Origin of the sequence: Nonomuraea sp. NPDC001636 (assembly GCF_040298265.1) — a bacterium.
Taxonomy (GTDB): Bacteria; Actinomycetota; Actinomycetes; order Streptosporangiales; family Streptosporangiaceae; genus Nonomuraea.
Window position 1 is genome coordinate 84,292 of the sequence record NZ_JBEOZT010000004.1, and the last position, 11,805, is coordinate 96,096.

General features: G+C 74.0%; 11 protein-coding genes. 7 read left to right on the plus strand and 4 right to left on the minus strand.

Annotation, left to right across the window (positions count from 1 at the left end; translation table 11 throughout):
* The first annotated feature begins 24 nt into the window (after window positions 1–24).
* The 6 genes from ABT158_RS10115 to ABT158_RS10140 all read left to right on the plus strand — a co-directional run bounded on the left by ABT158_RS10115 (window position 25) and on the right by ABT158_RS10140 (window position 8,398).
* Window positions 25–648: a GNAT family N-acetyltransferase gene (locus tag ABT158_RS10115; protein ID WP_352352420.1), complete on the plus strand. Its 624-nt coding sequence runs from the start codon at window positions 25–27 to the stop codon at window positions 646–648.
* An 82-nt stretch (window positions 649–730) separates the two neighbouring features.
* Window positions 731–3,124: a GcvT family protein gene (locus tag ABT158_RS10120; RefSeq protein ID WP_352352421.1), complete on the plus strand. Its 2,394-nt coding sequence runs from the start codon at window positions 731–733 to the stop codon at window positions 3,122–3,124.
* Window positions 3,121–4,323 carry a sarcosine oxidase subunit beta family protein gene (locus ABT158_RS10125; protein ID WP_352352422.1) on the plus strand — a complete coding sequence of 401 codons (1,203 nt, stop codon included), beginning with the start codon at window positions 3,121–3,123 and terminating at the stop codon, window positions 4,321–4,323. Before ABT158_RS10120 ends, ABT158_RS10125 begins: the two co-directional genes overlap by 4 nt.
* Complete coding sequence (locus ABT158_RS10130) at window positions 4,323–4,571, plus strand: sarcosine oxidase subunit delta (RefSeq protein ID WP_352352423.1); 249 nt, start codon at window positions 4,323–4,325, stop codon at window positions 4,569–4,571. Before ABT158_RS10125 ends, ABT158_RS10130 begins: the two co-directional genes overlap by 1 nt.
* Entirely contained in the window at window positions 4,568–7,669 is a 3,102-nt protein-coding gene (locus ABT158_RS10135) for a 2Fe-2S iron-sulfur cluster-binding protein (RefSeq protein ID WP_352352424.1), read from the plus strand. The genes ABT158_RS10130 and ABT158_RS10135 overlap by 4 nt, the downstream gene beginning before the upstream one ends.
* A gap of 60 nt (window positions 7,670–7,729) precedes the next feature.
* Window positions 7,730–8,398, plus strand: coding sequence for an HNH endonuclease family protein (locus ABT158_RS10140; protein ID WP_352352425.1), 669 nt, complete (start codon window positions 7,730–7,732; stop codon window positions 8,396–8,398).
* On the opposite strand, the gene ABT158_RS10145 is transcribed toward ABT158_RS10140, so the two are convergent.
* Window positions 8,385–9,644: a sensor histidine kinase gene (locus ABT158_RS10145; RefSeq protein ID WP_352352426.1), complete on the minus strand. Its 1,260-nt coding sequence runs from the start codon at window positions 9,642–9,644 to the stop codon at window positions 8,385–8,387. The two genes, ABT158_RS10140 and ABT158_RS10145, sit on opposite strands and share 14 nt — an antisense overlap.
* The gene (locus tag ABT158_RS10150; RefSeq protein WP_352322768.1) at window positions 9,641–10,318 is read right to left on the minus strand and encodes a response regulator transcription factor; all 678 of its coding nucleotides are present in this window, start codon (window positions 10,316–10,318) and stop codon (window positions 9,641–9,643) included. Before ABT158_RS10150 ends, ABT158_RS10145 begins: the two co-directional genes overlap by 4 nt.
* A 93-nt stretch (window positions 10,319–10,411) precedes the next feature.
* Between ABT158_RS10150 and ABT158_RS10155 the strand changes: the two genes are divergently transcribed.
* Complete coding sequence (locus ABT158_RS10155) at window positions 10,412–10,822, plus strand: hypothetical protein (protein ID WP_352352427.1); 411 nt, start codon at window positions 10,412–10,414, stop codon at window positions 10,820–10,822.
* Between the two features lie 24 nt (window positions 10,823–10,846).
* Here ABT158_RS10155 and ABT158_RS10160 read toward each other — a convergent pair whose 3' ends face one another.
* Both ABT158_RS10160 and ABT158_RS10165 read right to left on the minus strand, forming a co-directional pair.
* The gene (locus ABT158_RS10160) at window positions 10,847–11,059 is read right to left on the minus strand and encodes a DUF2277 domain-containing protein (protein ID WP_352322770.1); all 213 of its coding nucleotides are present in this window, start codon (window positions 11,057–11,059) and stop codon (window positions 10,847–10,849) included.
* Window positions 11,060–11,063: 4 nt separating this feature from the next.
* Window positions 11,064–11,804: an IclR family transcriptional regulator gene (locus ABT158_RS10165; RefSeq protein ID WP_352352428.1), complete on the minus strand. Its 741-nt coding sequence runs from the start codon at window positions 11,802–11,804 to the stop codon at window positions 11,064–11,066.
* Window position 11,805: the final 1 nt, after the last annotated feature.

Genomic DNA, 11,805 nt, shown 5'->3' on the forward strand with positions numbered 1-11,805 from the left:
GGTCCTTCTAGTACGTTGTCGGGAATGACCGCCCCCTTCGTACGTTCCTACCGTGCGGCCGATCTGGCCGCCGTCTACGACATCTGCGTGCGCACGGCCGACGCCGGTGGCGACGCCCGCGGCCAGTACGCCTCCGACCTGCTCATGGGCGACATCTTCGCCGCCCCCTACGTCACCCTGGAGCCCGAGCACGCCCACGTCGTGGACGACGGCACGGGCCAGGCCGTCGGCTATGTCGTGGGCACCGCGGACACGGCGGCGTTCGTCCGCCGCTACCGCGAGGAGTGGATCCCGGCGTCCGCGGCGCGCTGCCCCCTTCCCGCCGACCCGCCGGTCACGGCGGACGACGTGATGCTCGCCCTGCACCACCGGCCCGAGCGCATGCTGGTGCCCGAGCTGGTCGATCACCCCGCCCACCTGCACATCGACCTGCTGCCCGACTGGCAGGGCAAGGGCTGGGGACGCCGGCTCATGAGCGCCTTCGTCGACGGCCTGCGCGCCGCCGGGGTGCCGCGGCTGCATCTGGGGATGGTCAGCACGAACGCGCCCGCGCGCGCCTTCTACGACCGGCTCGGCTTCGTGGAGCTGGCGGTGGCCGACGCCGGGCCGGTGACGTACCTGGGACGGGACACCTCGCCGCTCGGCTAGCTCTTGTCCGCGGGGATCCAGGGCCTTATGTTCGTTGCGTAGTCCGGTGCGTGTTGCGTATTAAGGAACAACCGGAGGCGTGATGGGTCGGCCGCGCGTGGTGATCATCGGAGCCGGGATCGTGGGGTGCGCGGTGGCCGACGAGCTCACCGAACGCGGCTGGAGCGACGTCACCGTGGTGGAGCAGGGCCCGCTCTTCGCCGCGGGCGGCTCCAGCTCGCACGCCCCCGGCCTGGTCTTCCAGACGAACCCGTCCAAGACCATGACCGAGTTCGCCGCCTACACCGTGCGCAAGTACACCGCGCTCGGCGCGCACTGCTTCCGGCAGGTCGGCGGCCTGGAGGTGGCCACCACCCCCGAGCGCTGGACCGACCTGCACCGCAAGCTCGGCTGGGCGCAGTCGTGGGGCGTCGAGGGCCGCCTGCTGGACGCCGCGCAGTGCGCCGAGCTGTGGCCGATGCTGGACCGCGACCGGGTGCTGGGCGGCTTCCACGTGCCGAGCGACGGCCTGGCCGCCGCCGTGGCCTGCGGCGAGACGCAGGCGGCGCGGGCCACCGAACGCGGGGCGCGCTTCCTCGGCGGGCACACCGTCACCGGCGTCGAGCAGCAGGGCGGCCGGGTCACCGGCGTCTCCTGCCTGGCCGCGGGGGAGTACCGGACGATCCCGGCCGACGTGGTCGTGTGCGCGGCCGGATTCTGGGGCCCGTCGATCGGGGAGATGGCCGGGCTGACCGTGCCGCTGCTGCCGCTGGCCCACCAGTACGCGAAGTCCGGCCCCCTGCCCCCGCAGCCCGAGGGCCCCATCCTGCGCCACCAGGACCGCGACCTGTACGCCCGGCAGCACGGCGACCGCATCGGCATCGGCTCCTACGCCCACCGCCCCATGCCGGTCGCCCAGCACGAGATCGGCCCCAAGGGCACCACCATGCCCTCGGTCCAGTCGTTCACCGAGGAGGACTTCGAACCCGCCTGGCGCGACGCCGCCGAACTGCTGCCCGCCCTGGCCGGATCCAAGTACGAGGACGGCATCAACGGCGTCTTCTCCTTCACCGCCGACGGCTTCCCGTTGATCGGCGAGGCACCGCACCTGGACGGGTTCTGGCTGGCCGAGGCCGTCTGGGTGACGCACTCGGCCGGGGTGGCCAGGGCGGTCGCCGAGCTGCTGGTGACCGGCCGGTCGCAGGTGGACCTGCACGAGTGCGAACCGGCCAGGTTCGAGCAGGCGCAGCTGTCGCCCGCCTACGTCGAGGAGCGCGGCAGGCAGAACTTCGTCGAGGTCTACGACGTCATCCACCCGTTGCAGCCCATGGAGTCGCCGCGGCCGATGCGGACCAGCCCCTTCCATCCGCGCCAGGTGGAACTGGGCGCGTACTTCCTGGAGTCGGCCGGATGGGAACGTCCGCACTGGTTCGAGGCGAACGAGCCGCTGCTCGCCGGCCTCGAAGAGCCGCGGATCGGCGCCGACCGCCGGGACGCGTGGGCCGCCCGTCACTGGTCGCCCGTCGCGGCCGCCGAGGCGTGGGCCACCCGCGAGCGGGTCGCGCTCTACGACATGACCTCGCTCAAGCGCATCGAGGTCAGCGGGCCGGGCGCGGCGGCCTTCCTCCAGCACATGACCACCAACAACGTGGACAAGAAGCCCGGCACGGTCACCTACACCCTGCTGCTGGACGCCGGCGGCGGCATCCGCTCCGACCTCACGGCGGCGCGGCTGGCCGAGGACAGGTTCCAGCTCGGCGCGAACGGCAACCTCGACCTCGACTGGCTGACCCGGCACGCCCCCCGCGGGGTGCACATCAGGGACATCACGCCCGGCACCTGCTGCGTCGGCGTGTGGGGGCCGCAGGCCAGGGAGCTGGTGCAGGGGCTCACGGACATGGACCTGTCCAACGAGGGCTTCCGCTACTTCACCTGCCGGTCCGGGTACGTCGGGCAGGTGCCGGTGCTCGCGATGCGCGTCTCGTACGTGGGCGAGCTGGGCTGGGAGCTCTACACCGGCGCCGACATGGGGCTCAAGCTGTGGGACACGCTGCGGGCCGCCGGGACGCCGGTCGCGGGCGGGCGGGCCGCGTTCAACAGCCTCCGGCTGGAGAAGGGGTACCGGCTCTGGGGCGTGGACATGACCACCGAGCACGACCCGTACGAGGCCGGGCTGGGCTTCGCGGTCAAGCAGGACAAGGACTTCCACGGCCGCGACGCGCTCCGCGCCGAGCCGTCCCGCAGGCTCGTGCCGCTGCTCAGCGCCGAGGTGGTCATGGGCAAGGAACCGGTCTGGCACGCCGGCCGCGTCGCCGGGTACGTCACCAGCGCCGCGTACGGGCACACCATCGGCCGTCCGATCGCCTACGCCTGGCTGCCGGCCGAGCTGGCCGGACCGGGGACGCGGGTGGACATCTCGTACTTCGGCCGCCGCGTGCCCGCGGAGGTCGCCGCCGAGCCGCTGTTCGACCCCCGGATGGAGAAGATCAGACGTTGACCCACCCCGGCTTCCTCTGGCGCAACCCCGATCCGCGGTCCTCCTACGACGTGGTCGTCGTGGGCGGCGGCGGGCACGGCCTGGCCACCGCCTACTACCTGGCCAGGAACCACGGCCTGACGAACGTCGCCGTCCTGGAGAAGGGCTGGCTGGCCGGCGGCAACATGGCCCGCAACACCACCATCATCCGCTCCAACTACCTGTGGGACGAGAGCGCCGCCCTCTACGAGCACTCGCTGAAGCTGTGGGAGGGCCTGAGCGCCGAACTGGACTACGACCTGCAGTTCAGCCAGCGCGGCGTGCTCAACCTGGCGCACAACCTGCACGACGTGCGCGAGGGCAGGCGGCGGGTCAACGCCAACCGGCTCAACGGCGTGGACGCCGAATGGCTGGACGCCGACGAGGTCAGGAAGTTCTGCCCGATCGTCAACGTCTCCGGCCGGGCCCGCTACCCGGTCCTGGGGGCCACCCTGCAGCGGCGCGGCGGCATCGCCAAGCACGACCACGTCGCCTGGGCGCTGGCCCGCCAGGCCGACGCGTACGGCGTCGACCTGATCCAGGGCTGCGAGGTGACCGGGTTCGAGATCACCGGCAACCGGGTGACCGGCGTGCGCACCTCGCGCGGGCCCATCGCGGCGGGCACGGTCGCGCTCGCCTCGGCCGGGCACACCTCGGTCCTGGCCGAGCGGGCCGGGATCCGGCTGCCGCTGCAGTCGCACCCGCTCCAGGCGCTGGTGTCGGAGCTGCTGGAGCCGGTGCTCGACTGCGTCGTCATGTCCAACGCCGTCCACGTGTACGTCAGCCAGGCGCACAAGGGCGAGCTGGTCATGGGGGCGGGCATCGACGCGTACAACTCCTACGGGCAGCGCGGCGGGTGCCACGTGATCGAGGCGCAGATGGCGGCCGCCCTGGAGCTGTTCCCGCTGTTCAGCCGGGTCCGCGTGCTGCGGACGTGGGCCGGGATCGTGGACGTCTCGCCGGACGCCTCCCCGATCATCGGCGCCACCCCCGTGGACGGTCTGTACGTCAACGCCGGGTGGGGCACCGGCGGCTTCAAGGCGACCCCCGGCTCCGGCTGGGTGTACGCCGACACGATCGCCAACGGCCGGCCGCACCCGCTGGCCGAGCCGTTCGCGCTGGAGCGGTTCAGCACGGGCGCGCTCGTGGACGAGCACGGCGCGGCGGCGGTGGCCCACTGATGCTGCTCCTCGACTGCCCCCACTGCGGCCCCCGCGACGAGACCGAGTTCCACTACGGCGGCCAGGCCGGGATTTCCTACCCGCAGGCTCCCGGCGAGCTGTCCGACCAGGAGTGGGCCGCCTACGTCTTCCTGCGCGACAACCCCAAGGGCTGGTTCCGCGAACGCTGGTTCCACACGCACGGCTGCCGGACCTGGTTCACCGTCGAACGGCACACGGTCACGCACGAGATCAGGAAGGCGCCATGAGGTTCACCTTCGACGGCCGTCCCCTCCAGGGGGAACCGGGCGACACGCTGGCCGCCGCGCTGCTGCGCAACGGGGTGCGGGTGGTGGGCCGCGGTGTGGAGTCCGGCCGCCCGCGCGGCGTCTTCTCGGCCGGTCCCGAGGAGCCGAACGCCCTGGTCCGCGTGGGCGCCGACCCGATGCTGACGGCCACGACCGTGGAGCTGTACGACGGGCTGGAGGCGTGGAGCCTGCGCGGCAAGGGCCGGGTGGACCTCGACGCGGCCGACGACCGGCGCTGCGACAAGGGATACCTGCACTGCGACGTGCTGGTGGTCGGCGGCGGCCCGGCCGGGCTCGCGGCGGCCGCCGCGGCGCGCGCGGCCCGGGTGATCCTGCTCGACGACCAGCCGCGCCTCGGCGGCGACCTGCTGAACAGCCGGGTGCTGCTCGACGGCGCGCCCGCGCTCGACTGGGTCGACTCGCTCGACCTGTCCGGCGTGCGGGTGCTCACCAGGACCACGGCCGTCGGCTACCACGACCACAACTACGTGGTGGCCGTCGAGCGGCGGGCGCGCGGCGAGCGGCTGTGGCACATCAGGGCCCGCCGGGTCATCCTGGCGACCGGCGCCCACGAGCGTTCGCTCGCCTTCCCCGGCAACGACCGGCCCGGCGTCATGCTGGCCTCGGCCGCGCGCGCCTACGCCAACCGGTACGGCGTGCTCCCCGGCCGCCGGGCGGTCGTCCTCGCCTGCGCCGACTCCGGGTACGAGGCCGCCGCGGACCTGCGCTCGGCCGGCGTGGAGATCGCCGCGATCGTCGATCCGCGCCCCGAAGGGCTCACCCCCGACGCCCTGGCCGGGCAGGTGATCACCGGCACCACGGCCGGCGCGGACGGCGTGCTGACCGGCGTGCGGGTGGGGGAGCGGCACATCGAGGCCGACCTGCTGGCCGTGGCGGGCGGCTGGAACCCCGCCGTGCACCTGTTCAGCCAGTCACAGGGACGGGTGCGCTTCGACGAGGGGTTGCAGGCGTTCGTCCCGGACGTCTCGGCGCAGGCCGAATGCTCCGCCGGCGCCTGCCGCGGCCGGTACGGCACCCGCGAGGCCATCGCCGACGGCCACGCCGCCGGCCGGGAGGCCGCCGGATCCGCCGCCCGCGAACTCCGCGTGCCCGACTGCGACGAGCGCCCTCCGCGGCCACCCGCCGCTTTGTGGCTGGTCGAGGGGGACGGCGACGAGCCCGCCTTCGCCGACCTGCACCGGGACGTGACCGTGGCCGACCTGGCCAGGGCCACCGGCACCGGGATGCGCTCGGTCGAGCACGTCAAGCGCTACACCACCGCGGGCACCGGCGCCGACCAGGGCAAGACGTCGGGCACGGTCGTCGTGGGCGTGATGTCGGCGCTGCTCGGGACCGCGCCGGGGCAGGTGGGCACGACCACGTTCCGGCCGCCGTACACGCCGGTCTCGTTCGCGACGCTGGCCGGGCGCGACCGGGGCGCGCTCTCCGACCCGGTCAGGACCACCGCCATGCACGCCGCGCACGTCGCGGCGGGCGCGGTGTTCGAGGACGTCGGCCAGTGGAAACGCCCCCGCTACTTCCCGCTGGACGGCGAGACCATGGAGGCCGCCGTGGCGCGCGAGTGCCGGGCCGCCCGCACCTCCGTCGCCGCCATGGACGCCTCCACCCTGGGCAAGATCGACCTCCGGGGCGCGGACGCGGGCGCGTTCCTGGACCGGATCTACACCAACATGTACTCCACGCTCGCCGTCGGCGCCTGCCGCTACGGGCTCATGTGCCGGGCCGACGGCATGGTGTTCGACGACGGCACCACGACCAGGCTCGCCGCCGACCACTATCTGATGACCACGACCACCGGCAACGCCGCCGCGGTGCTCGACTGGCTGGAGGAGTGGCGGCAGACCGAGTGGCCGGAGCTCGACGTCTCCTTCACCTCGGTGAGCGACCACTGGGCGACGGTCGCCGTGGCCGGCCCCAAGGCGCGGCGGGTGATCGCCGCCGTCGCGCCCGGCGCGCTCGGCCTGCCCTTCATGCGGTACGCCGGGACGGACGTGCTCGGCGTGCCCGGCCGGGTGTTCCGGATCAGCTTCTCCGGCGAGCTGGCCTACGAGGTGAACGTGCCCTGGCCGTACGGCAGGGCGTTGTGGGAGGCCGTGCTGGAGCTGGGCGCGGTGCCGTACGGGACCGAGGCGATGCACGTGCTGCGGGCCGAGAAGGGGTTCGCCATCGTCGGCCAGGAGACCGACGGCACGGTCACGCCGCAGGACCTCGGCATGTCGTGGATCGTCTCCCCGCGCAAGCCGGACTTCGTGGGCAAACGCTCGCACACCCGCCCCGACACCGCCCGCGAGGGCCGCAAACGCCTGGTCGGCCTGCTCGCCGACGACCCCGCGGCGCCGATCGAGGAGGGCGCCCAGCTCGTCAGGGGCGGGCCGGGCGCGCCCATGCTGGGGCACGTCACCTCCGGCTACGCCAGTGCGGCGCTCGGCCGGACGTTCGGGCTGGCCATGGTCAGGGACGTCGTGCCCGGGGACCGGCTCACGGCGGTGTCGGGGACGGCGGCCACCGGCGTGACGGTCGTCGAGCCGGTCCTGTACGACCCGGACAACACCCGCCGCGACGGCGACCCCCTGGAGGACGACGCGCCCGCGGCACTCGGGGGCGTCCCTGCGCGGGAGAGCCCGGCGGCGGCGTTCGCCGGCCGGTTCGCGGCGGCGAGCGGGCCGGCGGTGCGGCTGCGCGAGCTGCCGTTCGAGCCGATGTGGGAGGTCAGGGGCGCCGATCCCGGCGTGGGCCTGCGGCTCGGCCCGTCGTGGTGGCTGGTGACCGGGGACGCCGCGCCGGGGCCAGGCTGGGTGGACGTCTCGGGGCAGCGGACGATCCTGGAGCTGTCCGGGCCGGCGGCGGACGACGTCCTGATCACCGGCTGTCCCGTGGACCTGCATCCCGACGTGTTCCCCGGGCACGCGCAGACGCTGCTGGGCCGGGCCCCGGTGATCCTGGAACGGCGGGCGGCCGGCGAGTACCGGATCCACGTCAGGTCGTCGTTCACCGCGTACCTGGCAGAGTGGCTCTTGGACGCTCTTTTGGCGTTATAAGACCATTTAGGGGTACTTGCTATACCTAGACTTTACGAAAACCGAAGTCTGGGGGATCACGTGCGCACACGGGCGTTCACGGCCGGTCTGGCCATGGTGACGATGCTGGCCGGCTGCGGCGGCCTGGAGGCGCAGTCGGGCGGCCCGGATCCGGCCAAACCGGACTCCGCGTCGGTCTCGGACGCCCGCAAGAAGCTGGACAAGCTCAAGGTCAAGGGACGGGCCCCGCGCACCGGCTTCGACCGCGACGCGTTCGGCCCCGCCTGGGCCGACGTCGACCACAACGGCTGCGACACCCGCAACGACATCCTCAAGCGCGACCTGAAGGACGAGACGTTCAAGTCGGGCACCCACGACTGCATCGTCCTCACCGGCACCCTGGACGACCCCTACAGCGGCAAGACCATCAAGTTCAAGCGCGGCCAGGACACCAGCACGGCCGTCCAGATCGACCACCTGGTGCCGCTGTCGGACGCCTGGCAGAAGGGCGCGCAGCAGTGGTCGCCCGCCAAGCGCAAGGAGTTCGCCAACGACCCGCTGAACCTGCTGGCGGTGGACGGCCCGCTGAACAACCAGAAGAGCGACTCCGACGCGGCCACCTGGCTGCCGCCGCGCAAGGCGTACCGGTGCGCCTACATCGCCCGCCAGATCGACGTGAAGAGCAAGTACGACGTCTGGATCACCGACGGCGAGAAGAGCGCGATGGAAGGCATACTCAAGGACTGCTGAGGGCCCCGCCGGGGGCGGTCAGCGTCAGCTCCACGCGGGCCCCGCCGCCCTCGGGCGCCGAGACGACGAGCGTGCCGCCGCACGACTCGGCGGTGCGCCGCGCGATGTCCAGCCCCAGGCCGGTCGAGCCGCCCCCGCTGATCCCCCGCGCCAGCGCCCCCGGGTCGAACCCCGGCCCCGAGTCCTCGACCACCAGCAGCGCCCCGCCCGGCCGGGACGACAACCGCACGGCCATGGCGGTGCCCTCCGGGGTGTGCGCGAACACGTTGCCGAGCAGCGCGTCCACGCACGCGGCCAGCTCCTCGCCGCCGACGGCGACCGGCGCGGGCGCGTCGGGCAGCGACACCGACACCGGCCGCCCCTGGTCCTCGGCCAGCACCGACCAGAACCGCACCCGCTCGCGCACCACCTCGGCCGCGTCGCACGAGCCGCGCCCGGCCGAGCGCCGCCGCGCCTCGGTGATGACCGCGCTGACCGCCCGCTCCAGCGCGTCCACCCTGTTCTGGACCCGGGCGGCCTCCTCCGGGTCGCGCAGCGACTCGGCCTCCAGCCGCAGCCCGGTCAGCGGCGTGCGCAGCCGGTGGGACAGGTCGGCGACCGACTCGCGCTCGGCGGCCAGCAGGTCGCCGATGCGCCCGGCCAGATGGTTGAGCGCCAGCGCCACCGAGCGCACCTCCGGCGGCCCGCCCGGCTCGGCCCGCGCGCTCAGGTCGCCGCCGGCCAGCCGGTGCGACACGCGCGCCAGCCCGACCACGGGCCTGGTCACGGCCAGCGCCAGCCGGTCGGCCAGCACGATGCCGAGCACCATGAGCCCCAGCCCGAGCACGAGCAGCGCCAGCCAGGCCGCCCGCACGCCGTGCGTCAGCTCGTCGTCCGGCACGAACACCCTGATCACGGCCGTGCCGTCGGGGGACTGCGCCGAGACCAGCACCTCCCGGCCGCCGGGGGCGGCGGCGCTCACGCTGCGGCCCGTCGCGGCCAGCCGCACGGCGTCGGAGCGGGCGGCAGGCGCGCCCATCGTGCCCCCGCCGGGCAGGAACACCGTCACCCGCCGCGGCACCTGCTCCACGGCCAGCGGCAGGTCGGGCGTGCCGACCGCGACCGCGACGGACTCGGCGGCGGCGGTGGCCCGGCTCATCGCGCCGTTCTCGGCCACCGTGCCGATCAGCAGCGCCATCGGCACCAGCAGCGCGATCAGCACGAGCGACGTCGTCGCCGCCACCAGCAGCGCCAGCCAGCGCCTCACGACGGCCCGACCAGCTTGACCCCGACGCCTCTGACGGTGTGCAGGTAGCGGGGCTCGGCCGCGGTCTCGCCGAGCTTCCTGCGCAGCCACGACAGGTGCACGTCCACGGTCTTGTCGGCGCCGCCGTACGGCAGCCGCCACACCTCCGTCAGCAGCTCGCGCTTGGTGACCACCTCGCCGGGCCGGGCCGCGAGGAAGTGCAGCACGTCGAACTCGCGCGGCGTGAGGTCGAGGGACACGCCGTCGAGCGTGGCCGTGCGCGCGCGGGGATCGACCCGCAGCCCGCCCACGGCCAGCGGCTCGGGCGCGGCCTCGCCCGCGCGCCGCAGCACCGCCCGCACCCGGGCGTCGAGCTGCCGGGCGCTGTACGGCTTGACCACGTAGTCGTCGGCCCCCGCGTCCAGGACGGGCACCATCTCGGCGTCGCCGTCGCGGGCGGTCGCCACGATCACCGGCACCCGGCTCACCGCTCGCAACATGCGCAGCAGCTCGACGCCGTCGAGGTCGGGCAGGCCCAGGTCGAGCACGATCAGGTCGGGACGGTCCTGCACGGCCAGCCGCAACCCCTCCAGCGCGGTCGGGGAGGAGGAGACCGCGTGGCCGAGATCGCGCAGGCCCCGGCTCAACGACGTCCGGATGGTCACGTCGTCCTCGATGAGCAGGATGTCAGCCATATACCCAAACCGTAGACGGTCCGTGGTGATGCACCGAGCATCGTTAGCGTCGCCTTAACCTGCGCTTAGCCGTACGTGGGGGAGGGTGTGAGCGTGAAGCGTCTCGTGCTGGCCTGGGCCGTCACCGCGGCCGCCGCGACCGGGGCGGCCGTGGCCGTGCTCGGCCTGCTCGGAACCGGGGTGACCGGCACGTCCAGCCGCGTGCTCAGCGGGCCGGAGGTGCGCGCCGCGCTCTCCACCGCCACCGCGCGCGCCGCCACGCCCGTGCCGCGGACGTCCGCCCGCGCACAGGACCGGCTCATGCGCACCGGCGCCGGCACGGTGATCGCCTCCTGCTCCGGCGGCCTGGTCACCCTGCGCTCCTGGAGCCCGGCCCAGGGCTACTCGGTGGACGGCGTCCAGCCCGGCCCGGCCCACGAGGCGAAGGTCGAGTTCGAGCCGGAGGACGGCGAGGAGGTCGAACTCAAGATCTTCTGCACCCCCGACGGCCCCGCCACCCGCTGACCGGCCCGCCGGGGCGCGGACGGGTCACCGACCGCCGCGGACTTCCAGCGCCCCCAGCAGCTCCTCGGAGGCCCTGGTGATCGCCTCCACGGCCCGGTCGAACGCCTCGGCGTTGTGGGCGGCAGGGGCGCGGAATCCGGAGATCTTCCTGACGTACTGGAGCGCGGCGGCCCGCACGTCGTCCTCGGTCACGCTCTCGGCGTACGGCGGCCGCAGGGTCTTGATGCTTCTGCACATGCCCTCAACGGTAATAGCCGATGCGCTGGCTTATCTCCCTCGCGCCCGCGGCCAGCAGCTCACCGACCTCGGGCAGCCGCTCGGGCGTGAGCCGGTACGACGGCCCGGACGCGCTCACCGCCGCCACCACCGAGCCGTCGGCCCCCCTGATCGGCGCCGCCACCGCGTTCAGCCCGACCTCCAGCTCCTCCACCGTGGCCGCCCACCCGCGCCGCCTGATCTCCTCCAGGCCCAGGCCGGCCGGGGAGGTGACGGTGCGCGGGGTGTAGCGCTCCAGCTCGCCGGCCAGGCGCAGGGCGCCGAAGGCGAGCAGCACCTTGCCGCTGGAGGTGGCGTGCGACGGGGTGCGCTGGCCGACCCAGTTGTGGCCGCTGATCGCCGCCGGGCCGCGCACCTGGCTGATGTTGACCGTGTCGCCGTCCTGGGGGACCGCGATGTTGACGGTCTCGCCGACCTCCTCGGCCAGCCGCAGGCACACCTCGCGGCCCTCCCTGGACAGGTCGAGCTGGGCCGTGGCCGCGCCGGCCAGCCGGACGACGCCGAACCCCAGCCGGTAGCGCCCCCGGTCGCCGCTCTGCTCCACCAGCCCGCCCTGCTCCAGGGCGGCCAGCAGCCGGAACGCGGTGGACTTGTGCACGTCGAGCTCGACCGCGAGGTCCGTCACCCGGGTGGCGCCCTCGCGGGCCAGGATCTCCAGGATCGCGATGGCCCGGTCGACGGACTGAACCGTCGTGCTGTTGCTCACA

What these genes read in the sequence shown, in the direction of transcription:
- ABT158_RS10115 (WP_352352420.1), top strand. Translation starts at nt 25, where the DNA reads ATGACCGCCCCCTTCGTACGTTCCTACCGTGCGGCCGATCTGGCCGCC.
- ABT158_RS10120 (WP_352352421.1), top strand. Translation starts at nt 731, where the DNA reads ATGGGTCGGCCGCGCGTGGTGATCATCGGAGCCGGGATCGTGGGGTGC.
- ABT158_RS10130 (WP_352352423.1), top strand. Translation starts at nt 4,323, where the DNA reads ATGCTGCTCCTCGACTGCCCCCACTGCGGCCCCCGCGACGAGACCGAG.
- ABT158_RS10135 (WP_352352424.1), top strand. Translation starts at nt 4,568, where the DNA reads ATGAGGTTCACCTTCGACGGCCGTCCCCTCCAGGGGGAACCGGGCGAC.
- ABT158_RS10150 (WP_352322768.1), bottom strand. Translation starts at nt 10,318, where the DNA reads ATGGCTGACATCCTGCTCATCGAGGACGACGTGACCATCCGGACGTCG.
- ABT158_RS10160 (WP_352322770.1), bottom strand. Translation starts at nt 11,059, where the DNA reads ATGTGCAGAAGCATCAAGACCCTGCGGCCGCCGTACGCCGAGAGCGTG.